The organism is Pseudomonas rubra, from assembly GCF_028656935.1.
GTDB classification, from domain to species: Bacteria; Pseudomonadota; Gammaproteobacteria; order Pseudomonadales; family Pseudomonadaceae; genus Aquipseudomonas; species Aquipseudomonas rubra.
In genome coordinates this window covers 55,594-76,054 of record NZ_JAMDGZ010000012.1, presented here as the reverse complement: position 1 = coordinate 76,054, position 20,461 = coordinate 55,594, and the positions used below count along the sequence as shown (strand labels likewise).

Here is a 20,461-nt window from a genome sequence, read left to right as displayed (position 1 = left end):
AAGCCGCCTCAGCCCATGAAGGGCACCCAATAAACATTCAAACGGCGCCATGGCCCGCCACTAGACGACGGGCCGATGCCCGCCTTAAACGCCCTGCTCCACGAATGGCACGGCCAGGGCCAGCGCGTTGTCCAGCGCGGCGGCGTCTACGCCACCACCTTGCGCCATGTCCGGACGACCACCGCCCTTGCCACCCACTGCAGCAGCGGCTTGCTTCATCAAATCACCGGCTTTGAGTTGGCCAGTCAGGTCCTTGGTCACACCGGCAACCAGTACGACCTTTTCCTCATGGACACTGCCGAGCAGGATCACTGCGCGGCCGAGTTTGTTCTTCAGTTGATCAACCAGCGCCAGCAGCGCCTTGCCGTCCTGGCCATCGAGTCGTGCGGCCAGGACCTTGACGTCCTTGACCTCGACCGCCGCACTGGACAAATCGTCGCCTGCGGCGCTGGCAGCCTTGGCCTGCAGTTGCTCCAGCTGTTTTTCCAGCTGGCGGTTGCGCTCAAGCACTGCCGAGAGCTTGTCGATCAGGTTGTCGCGACTGCCCTTGACCAGTTGCGCAGCTTCCTTGAGCTGCTCTTCAGCAGCGTTCAGGTAAGCCAGCGCGGCAGCACCAGTGACCGCTTCGATCCGGCGCACACCGGAGGCCACGCCGCTTTCGCTGATGATCTTGAGCAGGCCGATATCACCGGTACGCTTGGCATGGATGCCGCCGCACAGTTCGACGGAGAAATCGCCGCCCATGCTCAGCACACGCACGCTGTCGCCATACTTCTCACCGAACAGCGCCATGGCGCCTTTGCGCTTGGCAGTTTCGATATCGGTCTCTTCGGTTTGCACCTCGGAGTTCTTGCGCACTTCGCGGTTGACGATGTCTTCCAGGGCCTTGAGCTGCTCTGGTTTGACAGCCTCAAAGTGACTGAAGTCGAAGCGCAGGCGCTGGCTGTCGACCAGCGAGCCCTTCTGTTGTACGTGATCGCCCAGCACCTGACGCAGCGCCGCGTGCAGCAGGTGAGTGGCAGAGTGGTTCAGCGAGGTGGCGTGCTGGACGTCGGCGTCTACCTGGGTCTGCACCTGGGCGCCGACTGTCAGGGTGCCGCTGGCAACCACCCCGTGATGCAGGAAGGCACCACCGGTCTTGGTGGTGTCACGCACGTCGAAACGCACGTTGCCGGCCTGCAGGTAGCCGGTGTCACCCACCTGGCCGCCGGATTCTGCATAGAACGGTGTGCGGTCGAGGATCACTACACCCTCCTCGCCTTCACCCAACTGCTCAACAACCTTGCCGCCCTTGTACAGGGCAACAATGCTGGCGCTGCCTGCAGTGGCGCTGTACCCGGTGAACTCGGTGGCGACATCGACCTTGACCAGGGTGTTGTAGTCCAGGCCGAAAGCGCTGGCGGAGCGGGCACGCTCACGCTGGGCTTCCATCTCGCGCTCGAAGCCTGCTTCGTCGATGGTCAGCTCGCGTTCGCGGGCGATGTCGGCGGTCAGGTCCATCGGGAAGCCGTAGGTGTCATACAGTTTGAACACCACATCACCCGGCACTACGCTGCCCTTGAGTTCGGCCAGGTCCTGTTCGAGGATCTTCAGGCCCTGCTCCAGGGTCTTGGCGAACTGCTCTTCTTCAGCCTTGAGCACGCGCTCGATGTTGGCTTGCTGCTGCTTGAGCTCGGGGAAGGCTTCACCCATCTCGGCCACCAGGGCGGCGACGATCTTGTAGAAGAAGCTGCCGGTGGCACCGAGCTTGTTGCCGTGACGGCAGGCGCGGCGAATGATGCGGCGCAGCACATAACCACGGCCTTCGTTGGACGGCAGCACGCCGTCGGCAATCAGGAAACCGCAGGAACGGATATGGTCGGATACCACCTTGAGCGACGACTGTTCTTCGTTCTTGCAACCGATAGCGGCGGCAGAGGCGTCGAGCAGGCTGCGGAACAGGTCGATCTCATAGTTCGAGTGCACGTGCTGCATGACCGCACTGATGCGCTCAAGGCCCATGCCGGTGTCCACCGACGGCGCCGGCAGCGGGTGCAGCACACCGTCGGCAGTGCGGTTGAACTGCATGAAGACGTTGTTCCAGATCTCGATGTAACGGTCACCGTCTTCTTCCGGCGAGCCGGGTGGGCCGCCCCAGATGTCAGCGCCGTGGTCATAGAAGATCTCGGTGCACGGGCCGCACGGACCGGTGTCGCCCATGGTCCAGAAGTTGTCGGAAGCGTACGGCGCGCCCTTGTTGTCGCCGATGCGCACCATGCGCTCAGGCGGAACGCCGATGTGCTGGGTCCAGATATCGTACGCCTCGTCGTCGGTGGCATAGACCGTGACCCACAGCTTGTCTTTCGGCAGTTGCAGCACGCCGGTCAAGAAGGTCCAGGCGTAGGTGATGGCGTCCTTCTTGAAGTAGTCACCGAAGCTGAAGTTGCCCAGCATTTCAAAGAAGGTGTGGTGACGTGCGGTATAGCCGACGTTTTCCAGGTCACTGTTCTTGCCACCGGCGCGCACGCACTTCTGGCTACTGGTCGCGCGGGTGTAGGCGCGTTTTTCCTGGCCAAGGAAGCAGTCCTTGAACTGGTTCATCCCCGCGTTGGTGAACAGCAGGGTCGGGTCGTTGCCCGGGATCAAGGAGCTGGAGGCAACTCGGGTGTGTCCCTGCTCTTCGAAGAAGCGAAGGAAGGCTTCACGGATTTCTGCGCTTTTCATAGGTTCTTCCACGGAAACGGCGGCCTTAAGGCAAATGCTTGCGGCAAATTGACGAAACGACGGCAAAGGGCCGCATTATATCGGGCCTTAGGCTTGGATGCAGTGTGTTTATGCTATAGAAGCCGTCAATTGGACGGCCTGTTACGACAACGACAGCGTAAAGCCGCCCACAGCCAGCCTACCCAGCCTCTCAGGGCCTGTTTTTATCTAGTGACACGGTATTACTGGGGCCGCACAAAGCAATTGGCAAGGTTTCCCGGATGAAACGTCGTTCATCCTGAAAAAATCGTTAGCAGCCTATACGTTTACCTGACATCTGTGCTAATAATTCCTCGCCATCGGCCAAACGATGGCAACGTTCTCAGGGCGGGGTGCAATTCCCCACCGGCGGTAATTGCGCGCACTGCGCATAGCCCGCGAGCGCTTGCAGGCCTGCCTGCAAGGTCAGCAGACCCGGTGTGATTCCGGGGCCGACGGTCATAGTCCGGATAAAGAGAGAACGGGATAGGCGGCGTTGCGCCTACGTCTTTCATGGCGAAATCCCTTTCGATCCAGCGCCCTGTTTCTTATCCAAACAGGAGTCCGTTTCAATGCAACCTACCGCAATCGATAGCAAGCACCCTACCCACGAGCGCATCGCATTCATCCAGGCCTGCTGGCACAAGGATATTGTCGACCAGGCGCGCAAGGCCTTTGTCGAGGAAATGGGTAAACAAGGCTATCAGGCCGGTGATATCGACTTCTTCGAAGTCGGCGGCGCCTTCGAAATCCCCCTGCATGCCAAGCTGCTGGCCCGAGGCGGCCGTTATGCCGGTATCGTTGCCGCCGGCCTGGTGGTCGATGGCGGCCTGTATCGTCATGAGTTCGTCGCCCAGTCAGTGATCAGCGGCCTGATGCAAGTGCAACTGGAAACCGAAGTACCGGTATTCTCGGTGGTACTGACCCCGCACCACTTCCATGCCGGCGACGAACATCAGAACTTCTACTTCGAGCACTTCCTGGTCAAGGGCGCCGAAGCGGCACGCACCTGCGCTGATACCCTGTTCAAGTTGCGCGGCCTGCGCCGAGGGAACGCGCCACAGCAGCGCGCGGGCTAATCACCTGCTGCCCGGCCAGTTGCTTGCAACTGCGTCCGGGCAATACACAACTACCACACCCCGGAGTTTGCCCCTCGCCATAGTCGAACCTCAGCCACGCTGCTGACCTTCGAACCTTGAGGACAAACACCATGATAGCCCCTGACATCATCAAAATTTCCAGCCGCCTGCGTCCGGAGCCCGTCGACCATCGGTTACCGTTTCGCGACGCACGCATCCATATCATCCGCCAAGACGACTGCCTGTCCATTAGCGCAACAGCCACTCCCGCTGACCTGCGCATCCATGACAGCGCCTCAGGCCTGCTGATGCAGGTGGGCGAATACAACTATGAGTTTTCTCTACTACCTGAGCAATCGCTCACGATCAGCACCGCAGAAGGCAATGACACGGTGCGTGTCGAGTCAGCCCTCAGCAACCGGATCATCATTGATACCGGGCCGGGCGACGACACCATCCATGTGGAGGGCACAACCTCGCTCGTAATGAGTGGCCCGGGCGATGACTCTGTACGTATTACCAACGGCAGCACCTGGATAGACGCGGGCCCAGGCAATGATCGCGTTCTGGCAATTGGCCAGAAGCAGGCAATCATCCATGGCGGCGCTGGCGATGACTTCATCTACAGTGCTGCCGAGCATAATTTCCTGCAAGCAGGAACTGGCAATGACACACTCATCATTGGCGGCGGCACCAGCGACGTCGAAGCCCTGAGTGGAGAGAACCTGATCGTTGCCGGCCCGGGCAAGGACGTTCTCTATCTGGACACGGACTTCGGCGAGGTCATCGGCGCCAATGAGCAGGATGATGTATATGCCCACCTCCCCCCAGCGGCCCGCACGAGTGTTGTCGAACCACCAGAAGCAGCCAGACACCTTGCCCATCGGCATACACTGATCGCAGACAACGACGCGGGCACCCGCGCCTTACGCGTGGACGGCACAGTCAAATTCAAGGCCCTGGTGGAAGATGACCTTCGCACCCTCAGAACCAGTCCGACTGCCTACACCCTCCTGCGCTCCCTGGACGACTCCGGTACATCGATCCAGATCGTCGAAAGCCCGGCACCAGACAACGCGTTTTATGACCCGGACCTGACCCGAGGCGACCCGCACATCAGCAATGGCAACCCGGGAATCGCTGTAAAGACTGCCGTCATTCACTACAATCCGGCAGCCATGAGGGACCAGACACCGGCGATTGTCATGCTCTATCACGAGCTCTGCCATGCCTGGAACCATGCCTACGGCACTGTACTGAGCGATCATGAACGGCAGGCTGTAGGGTTACCAACCGGGGAATCGCCGTTTGATTTCGACGCCGATCCGTCGACCCCGCCCACCAACACCAACCCTGCGCCTTTCAATGAAAATGCCTTGCGCAAAGAGCTCGGCCTCGCGCCCCGCATAAGCTACCCATAGCCCAAAGCGCCGCCCCTTCCCCTTCGTTGATACCTGGCCTTGTGTCAGGTACTTGCGTCCAACCGCTCAACCGTGACAGGCACAATGAGAATCCCCGCCCGCAAGCCATTCTTGACCTTGGGGTTGGGGAAGATGATGCGGGCGCCCTCTTCCTCTACGATCCAGCGGGTGTCAGCGATGTCCTCGGCCAGCAAATAGCCTGGCTCAAGCTCAGAGAAGTTCTCGATATCGGCAGCCAGGTGCAGCTGAAAGCTGTCGCTGTGCTTGATGATTTCGCGCGCCACACTGAACAGTTGCAAACCGTCCAGCGCCTCTGGCTGCTCGGGCTCGTTGCCTTCAATGATCTGCTTGAGGCGAGTTTCCAGGCGCTCGACATTGACCTGGGCGTTTTGCCCGAACGGCCGCGCCTTGCCCAGCTCCAGGGTAAAGGCTTCGGCATCGAGCGTTTCATAGGTATAGGCGGTGAAGGTGACCGACACCTTGCTTTGCAGCAGCACTGCATCCATACCGGCCGCATGCAGGCGTGCCAGTTCGCGACGTGAATGCTGGCGGCCTTCCTTGTAGGGATAGAGGGCGAACTGCTCGATCTTCGAACCGCGAATGGCGGTGTGCAGGTCGTAATGCAGGCGGGTGCGCCCAGGGATGCTGAAGAAGGTCGCTGCCAGGCGCTCCAGCTCACAGGCGCGCAGTGCCTCGGCACCGCTGACCTGATCGTGACGGCCATTGAACAGGCGGTTGACGTCCAGCTCGAGGTAACGCTCACCGCGGCGGATCGCCTCGGGGTTACCGAACAGGAAAAGAATACGTGCCCGCGGCTTGAGATCGCCGCTGGCAATGTCGTGCAGCAACCGGTCGAGCAGCTCGATCGGTGCGGTTTCGTTGCCATGGATACCCGCTGACAGCAGCAGGTCCAGACCATTATCACGAGCTTCGGGCGGGCGCACTTCGAGGGCGCCCTCGCCGAGCCAGCGCATGCGCACGCCGTCGACAGTCAGCTGGGTCTTCTCTGCCGGTTCGCGACCGGCCAGGGTCAGTTCAAGCAGTTTGCCGAGGGCGAGCATGGGCTATTCCTTAGTGATGGTGGCCGCAATCGGGACCATGGACGTGATCTTCATCGTCGCCGGCATCGGCCGGTTCCATTTCCAGCTGCAGGCTTACCAGGTTGGTGGCCAGCGGACGCAGCAACAGGTTGGCGTATTCGGCGTCGCCTTCTTCGACATCGACGCCGATCAGCAACTGACCGCGGCCATCCTGCTGAATCCATACCTCCTTGCCTTGCCAGACCACCGCAAAGCGGGTGCAGGAAGTTTCCAGCTGGGTACCATCGTCATCTTCAAGGATCAGCTGCAGGGCGTCGGACATAGTCGAATTCTCTCTCAAGGTTGGAGTTGAAATGGATAGACCGAACCCAGTTTGAGGATCTGGGTCAGTTCATCCAGTGCCGTACGACACTCCAGCAACAGCTGCGGATCGGCAAGGTCGGTTTCGCTCAGGCGATCGCGGTAGTGCTTTTCGACCCATTGGGTCAGGGTGTCGTACAGCGGTGCGGTCATGATAACGCCTGGATTGACCGCCGCCAGTTCCGTTTCATTCAGTGCCACGCGCAAGCGCAGGCATGCCGGCCCGCCGCCATTCTGCATGCTCTGTTTGAGATCGAAGACCTTGACCTCGCCGACCGGGCCGCCAGAGCGGGTCAGCGACGACAGGTACGCCCAGACCCGCTCGTTGTTGCGGCACTCTTCGGGCACGATCAGCAGCATCGAACCATCGGCGCGAGACAGCAACTGGCTGTTGAACAGGTACGAACGCACTGCGTCCTCTACCGTGACAGCCGAGCGCGGCACGCAGATCGCCTTGAAGTTGCCGCCCCGTTTAGCCAGTTTAGCCTGCAGTTGGCCAAGCATCGCCTCGGTCTCGAGGAAGGCGTCTTCGTGGTAGAACAGCACTTCGCCGTTACCCACCGCGATCACATCGTTATGGAACACGCCCTGGTCGATCACTGCCGGGTTCTGCTGGGCGTAGACCACACCTTCCTCACTCAAGCCGTGCAGGCGAGCAACCGCCTGCGAAGCTTCGAGGGTCTGGCGTGCCGGGTACTTCTGCGGTGCTGGGTAGCGAGCGTCGAACGCGCTGCGACCATAGACGAAAAACTCGACGCCGGGCTCACCGTAGCTGCGGCAGAAACGCGTATGGTTGGCCGCCCCTTCATCGCCGAACTGCGCCACTGCCGGCAAGGCGGCATGGTGAGCGAAGTGCTGCTGATTGGCGAACATGCCCCCAAGCACACGGCTGGTGGTCGGGTGCTCGATGCTACGGTGGTACTTGCAATTGAGGTTGGCAGCGGTGAAATGCACACGACCGTCAGCGGTGTCAGCACTCGGGCTGACAGTGGCGGCATTGGCCACCCACATGCTAGACGCCGAGCAGCTGGCAACCAGCAGCGGCATGGCCTCCTTGGCAGCCCGCTCGATCACTTGCGCATCAGTGCCGGCAAAGCCCAGGCGGCGCAGCGCAGCGACATCCGGACGCTCCTGCGGGGCCAGCACGCCCTGCTGGAAACCCATTTCCATCAGCGCTTTCATTTTCGCCAAGCCCTGAAGCGCGGCTTCGCGTGGGTTGGACGCCTGCTGGCTGTTGCTTTGCGAAGCAACGTTGCCGTAAGACAGCCCGCCGTAGTTATGCGTCGGTCCGACCAGACCATCAAAATTCACTTCAAACGATTTCATCGGCAAGGCTCCGTAGACCTTTTGTTATAGGGAGACGCCTGGCGTCAGTGTCGCAGGCAGGGTCAGGCTGGCGGTCTCCAGCGAGGCTACCGGGTAGGCGCAGTAATCGGCGGCGTAGTAGGCGCTGGCGCGATGGTTGCCGCTGGCACCCACACCACCAAATGGCGCACTGCTGGCAGCGCCAGTCAGCTGCTTGTTCCAGTTGACGATGCCGGCGCGGCTTTGCAGCCAGAAGTACTGATAGCGTGCATGGGAATCGGACAGCAAGCCAGCCGCCAGGCCGTACTGGGTGTTGTTGGCCTCGGCAATGGCCGCATCGAAATCGCTGTAGCGGATCACCTGCAGCAGCGGGCCGAAGAACTCTTCGTCCGGACGCTCGGCGACTGCGCTGACATCAATGATGCCAGGGGTCAGCAACGCGGCAGTAGCCTGCGGCTGAGTCATCTCCAGCAACGAGAGGCCACCGTTGGCCAGCAACCGGGCCTGGGCATCGAGCAATGCCTTGGCGGCGCCCAGGGAAATCACCGAGCCCATGAACGGCGCTGGCTGCTGATCGAAAGCACCAACCGAGATGTTTCGGCACACCTCAACCAGGCGCTTGAGCAGCGCATCGCCCCAGGCGCCTTGCGGCACCAGCAAGCGGCGCGCGCAGGTGCAGCGCTGGCCGGCGGAAATGAACGCCGACTGGATAATGGTGTAGACCGCCGCGTCCAGATCCTTGACCTCATCGACCACCAGCGGGTTGTTGCCGCCCATTTCCAGCGCGAGGATCTTGTCCGGACGCCCGGCGAACTGCTGATGCAACAGGTTGCCAGTGCGACTGGAGCCAGTGAAGAACAAACCATCGATGCCCGGGTTGGCCGCCAGGGCCACGCCGGTTTCACGGGCGCCCTGGACCAGGTTGAGCACGCCGGCCGGTAAACCAGCCTCGATCCAGCACTTCACCGTCAACTCGGCGACTTTCGGGGTCAGCTCGCTGGGTTTGAACACCACGGTGTTACCCGCCAGCAGCGCCGGCACGATGTGCCCGTTGGGCAAGTGACCCGGGAAATTGTACGGGCCGAACACGGCAACCACACCATGGGGCTTGTGGCGCAGCACGGCAGTGGCGTCGGCGAGCGGGCCGCTCTTTTCGCCCGTGCGTTCGCGGTAGCTCTGCACCGAGATCGCCACCTTGTTGACCATGCTGGTCACTTCGGTAGTAGCTTCCCACAGCGGCTTGCCGGTTTCTTCACCGATGCAGTGCGCCAGTTCGTCTGCATTGGCCTTGAGCGCGGCGGCGAAGGCCTCGAGCACGCTGATGCGCGCTTCCAGCGATTGCAGCGCCCAGCCGGCAAATGCCTGACGGGCAGCCTTGACCGCCTCGTCGACCTGCTCGGCGTTGGCGCCCTGGCCCTGCCAGACAACCTTCTGGCTGACCGGATCGAGCGATTGCAGCGCCTCGCCCTGCCCTGCCTGCCAACTGCCGGCGATAAAGTGAGTCGTCATTATTTGGCCTCCCGGGCTGCAGACAGGGGTACCGCACGCACCTGGTCACCGGCGCTCAGGCGCAGGCGTTTAGCGGTCTGTGGATCGACCACCAGGGTACCGGCAGCAAGCCGCGCAGGTGCGGCGGTGATGCGGCAGTCTTCGCGCTTGCGGTTATGGATGATAAAGGGGGTAGCGTCGTCGCCCGGCGTACCGACCGCCAGCACCAGCGCCTGGCTGTCGTGCACCGCACGAATCTTGGCGGTCTCGCACTCTACCGCCGGGCCTGCGTCGAAGATGTCGACATAGCCCTGGTAGCTGAAACCTTCGCCCTTGAGCATCGCCAGCGCCGGCTCCGTGTCGGTGTGCACCCGGCCAATGACGTTGCGCGCCGCTTCCGAGAGGAAGCAGGTGTACAGCGGAAACTTGGGCATCAGCTCGGCAATGAATGCCTTGTTACCGACCCCGGTGAGGTAGTCGGCCTGGCTAAACTCCATCTTGAAGAAGTGTCGGCCCAGGCTTTCCCAGAACGGCGAGCGGCCTTGCTCATCTGACATGCCGCGCATTTCGGCAATGATCTTGTTGCCAAACAGCTCCGGGAATTCGGCAATGAACAGCATCCGCGCCTTGGCCAGCAGACGGCCATTGAGGCCGCTGCGGTGATCGGCGCGCAGGAACAGCGAGCACAACTCGGAATTGCCGGTCAGGTCGTTGGCCAGGAACAGGGTGGGGATTTCCCGGTAGATATTCAGCTCCTGGGAAGCGCTGACGGTCAGGCCGACCCGGTAGTTGTACCAGGGCTCGCGCAGGCCGACGGCACCTGCGATGGCAGAAATCCCCACCACCACGCCTTCGTCGTTTTCCAGCACGAACAGGTAGTCGGCATCGCCACGCTCGGCTTCGCCACGAAAGGTCTTCTCGGCCCAGCTGACCCGGTGCGACAGGCGCTCCTCATTGGCCGGCAAGGTGGTCAGGCCGGTGCCGGTGCTGCGCGCCAGCTCGATCAGCGCGGGTAAATCGCTGCTGCGTACGGGACGAACGATCATGCTATCTCCTCGGGCGGCGGCCTGGGGCCTGCCGCAAAACTCGACCTGGGTGCTCGGTTATCGAACCGCAGGGATCAAACCGCGACCAGGCGCACACTGGCGCCTTCACCGACGCCCAAGGCTTCGGCGGCTTCATGACTCAGGCTGACCGGCTTGCCGGGTGCCCAATCGAGCTCCAGCAGCACCGCGCGGTAGTCCTGCAACTGGCCGTTGCTGACCAGGTAGGGGCGCCCGCCTTTGCTCGCGGTATCGTCCAGCTTGACCGGCATCACCCGGCTCTGGGCAATCGAACGGATGCCGGAAACCCGCGCATGCAGGGTCGGGCCGCCGTCGAAAATATCGATGTAGTGGTCGGTCTCGAAGCCTTCGCGCATCAGGATGTCGAAGGTGATCTGCGCCCGCGGATGCACCTGCCCCATGGCCTCCTGCGCAGCATCCGGCAGCAAGGGCACGTAGATCGGGTAATGGGGCATCAGTTCGGCCAGGAAGGTCCGGCTCTTGAGCCCGCACAGACGCTCGGCCGCGGCGTAGTTGAGGTCGAAGAAGTTGCGGCCGATGGCGTCCCAGAACGGCGATTCACCATGCTCGTCGCTGTAGCCGACGATCTCGGTCACCACCGACTCGGCAAAGCGCTCCGGGTGGGCGGCCATGAACAGCAGGCGGCCACGGGAGTTGAGTTCGGACCAGCCGCTGCCGACCAGTTCCGGCAGCACATAGAAGCTGGTCAGCAGGCTGTTGCCGGTGAGGTCGTGGCACTGCGAGAGCACGTGAATCTTGTTGTGGATCTTCAGCTCCCGCGACGCATGCACGAAGGTCTCGTTACGAAAGCTGTAGAACGGCTCGGAGTAACCGGCCGAGGCAACGATGGCCGAACAGCCGACCAGCTTGCCGCTGCTGCTGTCTTCAAGGACGAAGAAATAACTCTCTTCACCGTTGAAGCTGACTTCGGCAGCGAAGGAGGTTTCTGAGGCGGCAATCTTGTCGCTCAGACGACCGGCATCATCCGGCAAGGACGTGACACCAATGGGGCTGTCTGCGGCAAGACGCTGTACTTCGCCCAGATCAGCCATTTGCGCGGGGCGCATCACCAGCATGGTGTCACTCCTTTCGGGAAAACAGGCCGACATCTGTCGGCACAGAGAAAACAACAGGCGCCCGCAGGCACCTGCTCTGGAATTCGGTTCACCGGCCCCACAGGGCCGGTGACAGGACTGCAGGCAAATCAGGCCTGAGTCAGTTTTGCCGCTGCACGTTCGAAGCGATCCAGGCCTTCTTTGATATCAGCCTCTTCAACCACCAGGCTCGGGGCGAAACGCACCACATCAGGGCCGGCTTGCAGCACCATCAGGCCTTCTTTCTCAGCGGCATTGAAGACGTCCTTGGCCTTGCCTTTCCAGGCCTCGGACAGCACACAACCGATCAGCAGGCCAACGCCACGCACCTGGGTGAACAGGCCGTATTTCTCGCCGATCTGCTCCAGGCGCGTCTTGAACTGCTGATGCTTGGCCTTGACGCCAGCCAGCACCTCAGGGGTGTTGACCACATCCAGCACCGCGTTGGCCACAGCACAAGCCAGCGGGTTGCCACCGTAAGTGGTGCCGTGGGTGCCGACGGTCAGGTGCTTGGCCAGCTCGTTGGTGGTCAGCATGGCGCCGATCGGGAAACCGCCGCCCAGGCTCTTGGCGCTGGAAAGGATGTCCGGGGTCACGCCATAGTGCTGGTAGGCGAACAGCTCGCCAGTACGGCCAACGCCGGTCTGCACTTCGTCGAAGATCAGCAGCGCGTTGTGCTTGTCGCACAGCTCGCGGGCACCTTGCAGGTAGGCAACGTCAGCCGGGACCACACCGCTTTCGCCCTGGATCGGCTCGATGACCACGGCGCAGGTCTTGTCGGAGATCTGCGCTTTCAGCGCCTCGAGGTCATTGTACGGCACATGGCTGATGCCGGTGATTTTCGGCCCGAAACCGTCGGAGTACTTAGGCTGGCCACCGACACTGACGGTGAACAGGGTACGACCGTGGAAACTGTTAACGGTGGCGATGATCTCGTGCTTCTCTGGGCCGAAACGGTCGTGGGCAACACGACGGGCCAGCTTGAATGCGGCCTCGTTGGCTTCGGCACCAGAGTTGCAGAAGAACGCGCGGTCGGCGAAGGTCGCATCGACCAACTTGTGCGCCAGGCGCAGGGCCGGCTCGTTGGTGAACACGTTGGACACGTGCCACAGCTTGTTGGCCTGCTCGGTCAGGGCGCCAACCAGCGCCGGATGAGCATGGCCCAGGACGTTCACGGCGATGCCGCCAGCGAAATCGATCAGCTCGCGGCCCGCCTGATCCCAGACGCGGGAGCCCGCCCCACGGACGGGAATGAAAGCCGCCGGTGCATAGTTGGGGACCATCACCTGGTCGAAATCGGCGCGTTGTACCGGATCGTGCGGAGCGGACATCGGAGTCTCCTGAAGAGGAACGCCTGCCTGAAACTGGCGAGCGATGGGGGGATTGTAAGGACAGATCGGCGCCTGGCCTTGCCGCCAAGCGACAACTTCTTATAGCGCCAAACCCTGTTTTACCAAGGCTTTCGGCAATGCGACAAATAGGGTCGCAAAGGCGCAGTTTAAACGGTGCGGGGGATGCGCGAGCAAAAATCAGCCGCGCTCGGCCGGCACCGAAGACAGCTCGAACGGGCTGCTGCTACGTCGCTGGTTGCGGTCTTCGCGCGGTGTTGCGCCAAAGAAATTGCGATAGGCGCTGGAGAAGTGCGGCCCCGAAGAGAAGCCACAGGACAAGCCGATCTGGATGATCGACTTGCTGGTCTGCATCAGCATCTGCCGCGCCTTGTTCAGGCGCAGCTCCAGGTAATACTGGCTCGGCACGCGATTGAGGTACTGCTTGAAGATACGCTCCAGTTGGCGACGCGAGACACAGACATGCTGGGCAATCTCGTCGGTGGTCAGCGGCTCTTCGATGTTGGCTTCCATCAACAACACCGCCTGGGTCAGCTTCGGATGGCTGGAGCCGAGGCGATTCTGTAGCGGAATGCGCTGGCGCTCGCCGCCCTCGCGAATCCGCTCGACCACCAGCTCTTCGGAGACCGCGCCGGCCAGCTCGGCGCCGTGATCACGGGCCAGCACCGCCAGCAGCAGATCGATCACCGACATGCCACCGCATGCAGTCAGGCGATCACGGTCCCAATCGAACAGATGGCTGGTGGCGATGACCTTGGGAAAACGCTCGGCGAAATCGTCCTGCCAACGCCAGTGCACCGCGGCCCGATAACCGTCGAGCAAACCCAGTTGCGCCAACGGATAGACCCCGGCCGACAGCCCGCCAACCACACACCCGGAGCGGACCAGTTGCTTGAGCGCGCTGGCCAGGCTCGACCCCACCGCCGCTGGCGGTTCGTCAGCCAGCAGGAACAACCTCTGGCAGCCCTCAAGCTTGCCGGCCCAGGGCTCGCCGGGCAGACGCCACTCCTCTTCGCCAGGTGCTTCGGCCTGGAGGAACGACAGCTCGTAGACCACCTCCGGGTGGACCTTCTGGGCAACCCGCAAAACCTCTTCAGCCAGCGCCAGGGTCAGGGCTTTGGTGCTTGGCCAGATGAGAAAACCGATTCGCTGGGTGGTCATGGGGTGCGATCCGAAACCTGAGAGAGGTCAAGACGTTAGAGCCTGGTCAGGCTGCGCTTATGACGCAGCATGACCCATTTTGGTGCAAAGCGGCAATCTTACTTCAAGCTGCCCGAAAGGAACTGCTGCAGGCGCTCCGATTGCGGGTTGACCAGCACCTCGCGCGGGTTGCCGCTCTCTTCCACCAGCCCCTTGTGCAGGAACACCAACTGGTTCGAGACCTCGCGGGCAAAGCCCATTTCATGGGTCACCACAACCATGGTCCGGCCTTCCTGGGCCAGCGACTGCATGACCTTGAGCACATCACCCACCAGCTCAGGGTCCAGCGCCGAGGTCGGTTCGTCGAACAGCATCACCTCCGGCTCCATGGCCAGCGCCCGGGCAATCGCCACACGCTGCTGCTCACCGCCCGACATATGGCCAGGATAGGCGTCCTTGCGGTGGGCTACACCGACCTTGGCCAGGTAGTGCTCGGCTTTCTCCAGGGCATCTTTTTTCGACATGCCCAGCACGTGCACCGGCGCCTCGATGATGTTTTCCAGCGCGGTCATGTGCGACCACAGGTTGAAATGCTGGAACACCATCGACAAGCGCGAACGCATGCGCTGCAACTGCTTGGGATCAGCGGCCTTGAGCGCGCCGTCCTTGTTGGCGACAAGCTTGAGCTCTTCGTTGTTGAGCAGGATCTTGCCCGCATGCGGCTGCTCGAGCAGGTTTATGCAGCGCAGGAAGGTACTTTTGCCCGAACCGCTGGAACCGATGATGCTGATCACGTCGCCTGCCTTGGCCGCCAGGGACACGCCCTTGAGCACTTCGTGACTGCCGTAGCGTTTATGCAGATCTTGGACTTCGAGTTTGTACATGCTGTCGATTCTCACAAAGCAGTCAGTCTTGAGCTAACGCTCGGGGCGAAAAAGTGGGCGCAGGCTCAGTGCTTGCGCGGCGCCAGGTAGCCGAGCCAGCGGCGTTCGGCCAGCTTGAACAGGCGCACCAGAATAAAGGTCAGGCACAGGTAGAACACGCCGGCAGTGATGTAAGCCTCGAACGGCAGGTAGTACTGAGCGTTGACCGTGCGCGCCGCACCAGTGATGTCGATCAGGGTCACGATCGACGCCAGGCTGGTGGTCTGCAGCATCATGATCACTTCGTTGCTGTACTGCGGCAGCGCGCGGCGCAGGGCCGATGGCAGCAGGATGCGCCGGTACATCTTGACCCGCGACATACCCATGGCCTTGGCCGCCTCGATCTCGCCATGGGGCGTGGCCTTGAGGCTGCCGGCGATGATTTCGGCGGTGTAGGCACTGGTATTGATGGCGAAGGCCAGGCAGGCGCAGAAGGTTGCGCTCGACAGCCACGGCCAGAGGAAGCTTTCGCGCACCGCTTCGAACTGGGCCAGGCCGTAGTAGATCAGGAACAGCTGCACCAGCATCGGCGTGCCACGGATCACATAGGTGTAGAGCCAGGCGCTCATGTTCACCAGCGGCTGCTTGGAGACCCGCATCAGCCCCAGCGGGATCGCCGCCAGCAAACCGAACAGCAGCGACAGGGCCAGCAGCTTGAGGGTGGTCAGCAGGCCGCCCAGGTACAGCGGCAGCGCCTCCCAGATGACGTTGTAGTCGAAAATCATAGATCAGCCGCCTTTACGCCTACCGAGTAGCGCTTCTCGAGGTAACGCAGGGCCAGCAGCGAAACACTGGTGATCACCAGGTACAACGCCGCTACCGCCAGGAAGAAGGTGAAAGGCTCGCGGGTGGCATCTGCCGCCTGCTTGGCCTTGAACATCATGTCCTGCAAGCCGACCACCGAAATCAGTGCGGTAGCCTTGGTCAGGACCAGCCAGTTGTTGGTAAAGCCAGGAATCGCCAGGCGAATCATCTGCGGCACCAGCACCCGGAAGAAAATCTGCAGGTTGCTCATGCCATAGGCCATACCGGCCTCGGCCTGCCCCTTGGGAATGGCCATGAACGCACCGCGGAAGGTTTCTGACAGATAGGCACCAAAAATGAAACCCAGGGTGCCGATACCCGCCATCAGCGGATTGAGGTCAATGTAATCGTCAAAGCCGAGCAGCGGCGCGACGCGGTTGAGCAAATCCTGACCGCCGTAGAAGATCAGCAGGATCAGCACCAGATCGGGAATCCCGCGGATCACGGTGGAATACAGATCGCCGAGCCAGGCCAGCCAGCGCACTGACGACAAACGCAGCGCCACACCGATCAGACCGAGCACGATGGCCAGGGCCATGGACGACAAGGCGAGCTGTAGCGTCAGCCACGCTCCGTCGAGGATGACTGCCCCGTAGCCTTTCAACATGATGAGGTCCTCGACCTTAGGGATGAAAAAATGGTGCAAACCTCAGAGTCTCTGCTGCTTGCACCATTGAACAGGTGAAACGTCGACGATTTACTTGGCTTCTGGGCCGTAGATGTCGAAGTTGAAGTACTTGTCCTGAATCTGCTTGTACTTGCCGTTGGCACGGATGCCGGCGATGGCAGCGTTGATCTTGTCTTTCAGCGCGTCGCCTTTGCGTACAGCGATACCAATGCCGTCACCGAAGTACTTGGCGTCGGTGAAGGCCGGGCCGACAAATGCGAAGCCCTTGCCAGCATCAGTTTTCAGGAAACCGTCTTCCAACAGCGTAGCATCGGCCACGGTGCCATCCAGACGACCAGCGGCGACGTCCAGGTAGATTTCATTCTGGGTGCCGTACGGCACGATGGTGGCGCCCTGTGCACCCAGGACTTCCTTGGCGAAGCGGTCATGGATCGAACCACGCTGAACGCCAATCTTCTTGCCCTTGAGCTCGGTCAGGCTGTCGCTGACAGCAGTACCTTCCTTCATCACCAGGCGCGCCGGGGTCAGGTAGTACTTGCCGGTGAAGTCCACGGACTTCTTGCGATCATCGGTGATCGACATGGACGACAGGATGGCGTCGATCTTGCGCACTTTGAGTGCCGGGATCAGACCGTCGAACTCTTGCTCGACCCAGGTACACTTGACCTTCATCTCTTCGCACAAGGCGTTGCCGATGTCGTAGTCGAAGCCGACGATGCTGCCGTCCGGTGCTTTCGATGCGAACGGTGGGTAGGCGGCCTCGATCCCGATTTTCAACGGTTTCTCATCAGCCAGCGCCGCCAGGGAAAACACGGACAGCGCCAGGGCGCCAAGCAGTGCGAGTTTCTTCATCTGGAACTCCATCGGTAAAGGGCAAGACAAGGCAGGGTTAGCGACTGCCCGGCATGCAAATGGGTACAACGCGAGCTGCGCAGGGTCGGCATTGAAGCAGACGCGACGAGCGAGTGATCGGCATTTTAACGACAGCTCCGAAGCCGATATTTCTTCAATGCGACAACTAGTTACAGAAGCGCAGGAACGCGGGGGCGGAGATATTGACAGCTTTCACGGAATATGCAAAAGCAAAAGACAAATAACCAATCAATGAAGCAATAAGCGGGCCTATTATTGGCAAAGCCTTCTAATCCGGCAAGCGTAGCGTTTCAGCAGGTGGGAAATCCGCGCAAAAATGCACAGAAAAGGCACCCGGGCGTTTCGCTTTGCCCCGCTTTTGTGCGAAAGCGGTGACAGAAGGGTTACCGATGATTGTCGAAGTAACAGAATGCACAAAGCCCCGCCGAAGTCAGCCGGCAGGGCTTTGCGTGGACCAGATCGCGGGGCAAGCCCGCTCCCACTGTGGGAGCGGCGGTGCGACGACTCGACTTGCCCCGCGATCACTCTTTAGGCCGAGGCCAGGTTCATGGCCTTGTGGGTATCGATCAGGTGCTGCACTACACCCGGATCAGCCAGGGTCGAGACATCACCCAGGCCGTCGTACTCGGCCGTGGCGATCTTGCGCAGGATACGGCGCATGATCTTGCCCGAACGGGTTTTCGGCAGTCCAGGCGCCCACTGGATGACATCCGGCGAAGCAATCGGGCCAATTTCCTTGCGCACCCAGTTCTTCAGCTCCAGGCGCAGCGCCTCGTTCGGCTCTTCGCCACCATTGAGGGTGACGTAGACATAGATACCCTGCCCCTTGATGTCGTGCGGCACACCCACCACGGCGGCCTCGGCGACTTTCGGGTGGGCAACCATGGCGCTTTCGATCTCGGCGGTACCCATGCGGTGGCCGGAAACGTTGAGCACATCGTCGACCCGGCCGGTGATCCAGTAGTAGCCGTCTTCGTCGCGACGGGCACCGTCACCGGTGAAGTACATGCCACGGAAGGTCTTGAAGTAGGTGTCGACGAAGCGGTCGTGGTCGCCATACAGCGAACGCGACTGGCCCGGCCAGGAATCGAGGATCACCAGGTTACCTTCAGCGGCGCCCTCGATCAGGTTGCCAAGGTTATCCACCAGTGCCGGCACCACGCCAAAGAACGGACGGGTCGCAGACCCCGGCTTGAGCGCAGTCGCACCTGGCAGCGGGCTGATCAGCACGCCACCGGTCTCGGTCTGCCACCAGGTGTCGACGATCGGGCAACGCCCTTTGCCGACGGTCTGGTGGTACCAGTTCCAGGCTTCCGGGTTGATCGGCTCACCCACCGAACCCAACAGGCGCAGGCTTGAACCGTCAGCGCCAGCGACGGCGGCCTGACCTTCGGCCATCATCGCGCGGATGGCAGTCGGCGCGGTATAGAGGATATTGACCTTGTGCTTGTCGATGATCTTCGACACGCGGGTGATATCCGGGTAGTTCGGCACACCTTCGAACAGCACAGTGGTCGCACCGTTGGCCAGCGGGCCATAGACAATGTAGCTGTGGCCGGTGACCCAGCCCACATCCGCGGTGCACCAGTAGACTTCGCCTGGGCGGTAGTCGAACACCCGCTCGTGAGTCAATGCGGCATACACCATGTAACCGCCAGTGGTGTGCAGCACCCCCTTGGGCTTGCCGGTGGAGCCGGAGGTATAAAGGATGAACAGCGCCTCTTCGGCGCCCATTTCCTTCGGTGCGCAATGGCTGGACGCAACCTTCATCAGGTCTTCGTACCAGATGTCGCGGTGCTGGTGCCAGGCGATGTCGCCACCCGTACGCTTGCAGACGATGATCTTCTGCACGCTGCTGGTTTCCGGGTTGGTCAGCGCCAGGTCAACGTTGGCCTTGAGCGCCGTACGACGGCCGCCACGCAGGCCTTCGTCAGCGGTGATGACGATCTTCGATTTGCAGTCGATGATGCGCCCAGCCAGCGCTTCAGGCGAGAAGCCGCCAAACACCACCGAATGGATCGCACCGATTCGGGCACAAGCCAGCATGGCGACCACCGCCTCGGGGATCATCGGCATGTAGATGGTGACCACGTCACCACGGTGCACATCCTGGCCACGCAGGGCGTTGGCGAATTTACACACCTGCTCGTGCAATTCGCGGTAGGTGATGTTGCGGTGCTCGGAAGGATCGTCGCCCTCCCAGATGATCGCGAGCTGATCGCCACGCTCGGCCAGGTGGCGATCAAGGCAGTTGTAGGAAACGTTCAGAGTGCCGTCAGCAAACCATTTGATATCGACATGATGGTCGTCGAATGAGGTCTGCTTGACCTTGGTGAAAGGCTTGATCCAGTCGAGGCGTTGAGCCTGCTCGCGCCAGAAGCCGTCCGGGTTGATCACCGACTGCTGGTACATGGCCTTGTAGGTCGCCTCGTCGGTCAACGTGTTGGCCGCAACCTCGGGACGAACGGGATACAGGGGAGCCGCACTCATCTTTGTTACCTCGGTGTAATAGTTGTTTTTGTATGACCTCGTTGTAACTGTACCAGACTGCGCAGGCCATTCGACGTTGGTAGTAACGACCTCGGCTTTTGTCCCTGCGGCACGCGGCGAAGGCTCAAACGCGGCTGTGCACGGCGTAAAAATAAAAAACCCGGTAGCGTGCCAGGCGATTGTTACAGTTTCTGCCAACAGTGTTTATCAAAACCATGGCTGTTTAAGCACAGGCCGCGCTCCTAGAATTCCCCTCGCCAGCAACGGCACCACGATTAACTTTCTTGTAGCCCCCCACGAAGGGAAGTTAATCGGTCATTAATCGTGATAGTTGATCCTGTTGTACACGCGGCGCCACAAGCGTCGCGCGCCCCCTTACGACCTTAGACAGGTAAAATGAAGATGAAAGCTTTACTGGTATTGGCACTGGGTAGTCTTTGCAGCGTGGCCATGGCCGACGAAGTTGCAAATGGCGGCGCCGAGCAGATCCCGGTTGAACAGTACAGCTACTCGCAACACCTGGACATCGCCAAAGTCATTTCCATGAGCGAAGTCCCGAATGTCTGCGAAGTGGTGCCAGCGCGCATGACCTACGAAGACTCTCAGGGCAAGCGCCACGTTCTCGAGTACCGGGTCATGGGTAACGGTTGCTCGAACGGTTGATCCTGCGAATTGACCGCCT

Annotated in this window: 17 protein-coding genes and 1 riboswitch; of the genes, 3 read left to right on the top strand and 14 right to left on the bottom strand. The window is 61.1% G+C overall.

Annotated elements, in window-relative coordinates; genetic code table 11:
* Positions 1-84: 84 nt before the first annotated feature.
* Entirely contained in the window at positions 85-2,703 is a 2,619-nt protein-coding gene (gene alaS, locus M5G17_RS05340; RefSeq protein ID WP_273891977.1) for an alanine--tRNA ligase, read from the bottom strand.
* A gap of 353 nt (positions 2,704-3,056) precedes the next feature.
* Positions 3,057-3,208: riboswitch (FMN riboswitch) on the top strand.
* 85 nt (positions 3,209-3,293) lie between these two features.
* On the opposite strand from alaS, the gene M5G17_RS05335 reads away from it, so the two are divergent.
* Both M5G17_RS05335 and M5G17_RS05330 read left to right on the top strand, forming a co-directional pair.
* Positions 3,294-3,800, top strand: coding sequence for a 6,7-dimethyl-8-ribityllumazine synthase (locus tag M5G17_RS05335; RefSeq protein ID WP_273891976.1), 507 nt, complete (start codon positions 3,294-3,296; stop codon positions 3,798-3,800).
* A 131-nt stretch (positions 3,801-3,931) separates the two neighbouring features.
* The gene (locus M5G17_RS05330; RefSeq protein WP_273891975.1) at positions 3,932-5,221 is read left to right on the top strand and encodes a M91 family zinc metallopeptidase; all 1,290 of its coding nucleotides are present in this window, start codon (positions 3,932-3,934) and stop codon (positions 5,219-5,221) included.
* A 44-nt stretch (positions 5,222-5,265) separates the two neighbouring features.
* Here M5G17_RS05330 and astE read toward each other — a convergent pair whose 3' ends face one another.
* From astE to acs, 13 genes are all read right to left on the bottom strand, one after another.
* The gene (gene astE / locus M5G17_RS05325) at positions 5,266-6,282 is read right to left on the bottom strand and encodes a succinylglutamate desuccinylase (RefSeq protein ID WP_273891974.1); all 1,017 of its coding nucleotides are present in this window, start codon (positions 6,280-6,282) and stop codon (positions 5,266-5,268) included.
* A 10-nt stretch (positions 6,283-6,292) separates the two neighbouring features.
* Positions 6,293-6,583, bottom strand: a complete 291-nt coding sequence (locus M5G17_RS05320; RefSeq protein ID WP_273891973.1) for a topoisomerase II — start codon at positions 6,581-6,583, stop codon at positions 6,293-6,295.
* A 14-nt stretch (positions 6,584-6,597) separates the two neighbouring features.
* The gene (gene astB, locus M5G17_RS05315) at positions 6,598-7,947 is read right to left on the bottom strand and encodes an N-succinylarginine dihydrolase (protein WP_273891972.1); all 1,350 of its coding nucleotides are present in this window, start codon (positions 7,945-7,947) and stop codon (positions 6,598-6,600) included.
* A gap of 24 nt (positions 7,948-7,971) precedes the next feature.
* Positions 7,972-9,438 (bottom strand): succinylglutamate-semialdehyde dehydrogenase, encoded by a 1,467-nt coding sequence (astD, locus tag M5G17_RS05310; protein WP_273892061.1) that lies wholly within the window; start codon positions 9,436-9,438, stop codon positions 7,972-7,974.
* Positions 9,435-10,460, bottom strand: coding sequence for an arginine N-succinyltransferase (gene astA, locus M5G17_RS05305; protein ID WP_273891971.1), 1,026 nt, complete (start codon positions 10,458-10,460; stop codon positions 9,435-9,437). The genes astD and astA overlap by 4 nt, the downstream gene beginning before the upstream one ends.
* A 74-nt stretch (positions 10,461-10,534) precedes the next feature.
* Positions 10,535-11,554: an arginine/ornithine succinyltransferase subunit alpha gene (gene aruF / locus M5G17_RS05300; RefSeq protein WP_273891970.1), complete on the bottom strand. Its 1,020-nt coding sequence runs from the start codon at positions 11,552-11,554 to the stop codon at positions 10,535-10,537.
* Between the two features lie 128 nt (positions 11,555-11,682).
* Complete coding sequence (locus M5G17_RS05295) at positions 11,683-12,903, bottom strand: aspartate aminotransferase family protein (protein ID WP_273891969.1); 1,221 nt, start codon at positions 12,901-12,903, stop codon at positions 11,683-11,685.
* Positions 12,904-13,101: 198 nt separating this feature from the next.
* Positions 13,102-14,082 carry a transcriptional regulator ArgR gene (argR, locus tag M5G17_RS05290; protein ID WP_273891968.1) on the bottom strand — a complete coding sequence of 327 codons (981 nt, stop codon included), beginning with the start codon at positions 14,080-14,082 and terminating at the stop codon, positions 13,102-13,104.
* Positions 14,083-14,180: 98 nt separating this feature from the next.
* Entirely contained in the window at positions 14,181-14,945 is a 765-nt protein-coding gene (locus tag M5G17_RS05285) for an ABC transporter ATP-binding protein (protein WP_010226650.1), read from the bottom strand.
* 65 nt (positions 14,946-15,010) lie between these two features.
* Positions 15,011-15,709, bottom strand: a complete 699-nt coding sequence (locus M5G17_RS05280) for an ABC transporter permease (protein ID WP_130263707.1) — start codon at positions 15,707-15,709, stop codon at positions 15,011-15,013.
* Positions 15,706-16,395 (bottom strand): ABC transporter permease, encoded by a 690-nt coding sequence (locus M5G17_RS05275; RefSeq protein WP_273891967.1) that lies wholly within the window; start codon positions 16,393-16,395, stop codon positions 15,706-15,708. The genes M5G17_RS05280 and M5G17_RS05275 overlap by 4 nt, the downstream gene beginning before the upstream one ends.
* A gap of 90 nt (positions 16,396-16,485) precedes the next feature.
* Entirely contained in the window at positions 16,486-17,268 is a 783-nt protein-coding gene (locus M5G17_RS05270; RefSeq protein ID WP_273891966.1) for an ABC transporter substrate-binding protein, read from the bottom strand.
* A gap of 549 nt (positions 17,269-17,817) precedes the next feature.
* On the bottom strand, positions 17,818-19,779 hold the full coding sequence (acs, locus tag M5G17_RS05265; RefSeq protein ID WP_273891965.1) for an acetate--CoA ligase: 1,962 nt from the start codon (positions 19,777-19,779) through the stop codon (positions 17,818-17,820).
* Between the two features lie 402 nt (positions 19,780-20,181).
* Here acs and M5G17_RS05260 point away from each other — a divergent pair, with 402 nt between their 5' ends.
* Positions 20,182-20,442, top strand: coding sequence for a DUF2790 domain-containing protein (locus M5G17_RS05260; protein ID WP_130263704.1), 261 nt, complete (start codon positions 20,182-20,184; stop codon positions 20,440-20,442).
* Positions 20,443-20,461: the final 19 nt, after the last annotated feature.

Excerpts from the sequence above, each read along its gene's own strand:
- alaS (WP_273891977.1), bottom strand. The coding sequence starts at position 2,703 with ATGAAAAGCGCAGAAATCCGTGAAGCCTTCCTTCGCTTCTTCGAAGAG.
- M5G17_RS05335 (WP_273891976.1), top strand. The coding sequence starts at position 3,294 with ATGCAACCTACCGCAATCGATAGCAAGCACCCTACCCACGAGCGCATC.
- M5G17_RS05330 (WP_273891975.1), top strand. The coding sequence starts at position 3,932 with ATGATAGCCCCTGACATCATCAAAATTTCCAGCCGCCTGCGTCCGGAG.
- astE (WP_273891974.1), bottom strand. The coding sequence starts at position 6,282 with ATGCTCGCCCTCGGCAAACTGCTTGAACTGACCCTGGCCGGTCGCGAA.
- M5G17_RS05320 (WP_273891973.1), bottom strand. The coding sequence starts at position 6,583 with ATGTCCGACGCCCTGCAGCTGATCCTTGAAGATGACGATGGTACCCAG.
- astB (WP_273891972.1), bottom strand. The coding sequence starts at position 7,947 with ATGAAATCGTTTGAAGTGAATTTTGATGGTCTGGTCGGACCGACGCAT.
- astA (WP_273891971.1), bottom strand. The coding sequence starts at position 10,460 with ATGATCGTTCGTCCCGTACGCAGCAGCGATTTACCCGCGCTGATCGAG.
- aruF (WP_273891970.1), bottom strand. The coding sequence starts at position 11,554 with ATGCTGGTGATGCGCCCCGCGCAAATGGCTGATCTGGGCGAAGTACAG.
- M5G17_RS05295 (WP_273891969.1), bottom strand. The coding sequence starts at position 12,903 with ATGTCCGCTCCGCACGATCCGGTACAACGCGCCGATTTCGACCAGGTG.
- argR (WP_273891968.1), bottom strand. The coding sequence starts at position 14,082 with ATGACCACCCAGCGAATCGGTTTTCTCATCTGGCCAAGCACCAAAGCC.
- M5G17_RS05285 (WP_010226650.1), bottom strand. The coding sequence starts at position 14,945 with ATGTACAAACTCGAAGTCCAAGATCTGCATAAACGCTACGGCAGTCAC.
- M5G17_RS05280 (WP_130263707.1), bottom strand. The coding sequence starts at position 15,709 with ATGATTTTCGACTACAACGTCATCTGGGAGGCGCTGCCGCTGTACCTG.
- M5G17_RS05275 (WP_273891967.1), bottom strand. The coding sequence starts at position 16,395 with ATGTTGAAAGGCTACGGGGCAGTCATCCTCGACGGAGCGTGGCTGACG.
- M5G17_RS05270 (WP_273891966.1), bottom strand. The coding sequence starts at position 17,268 with ATGAAGAAACTCGCACTGCTTGGCGCCCTGGCGCTGTCCGTGTTTTCC.
- acs (WP_273891965.1), bottom strand. The coding sequence starts at position 19,779 with ATGAGTGCGGCTCCCCTGTATCCCGTTCGTCCCGAGGTTGCGGCCAAC.
- M5G17_RS05260 (WP_130263704.1), top strand. The coding sequence starts at position 20,182 with ATGAAAGCTTTACTGGTATTGGCACTGGGTAGTCTTTGCAGCGTGGCC.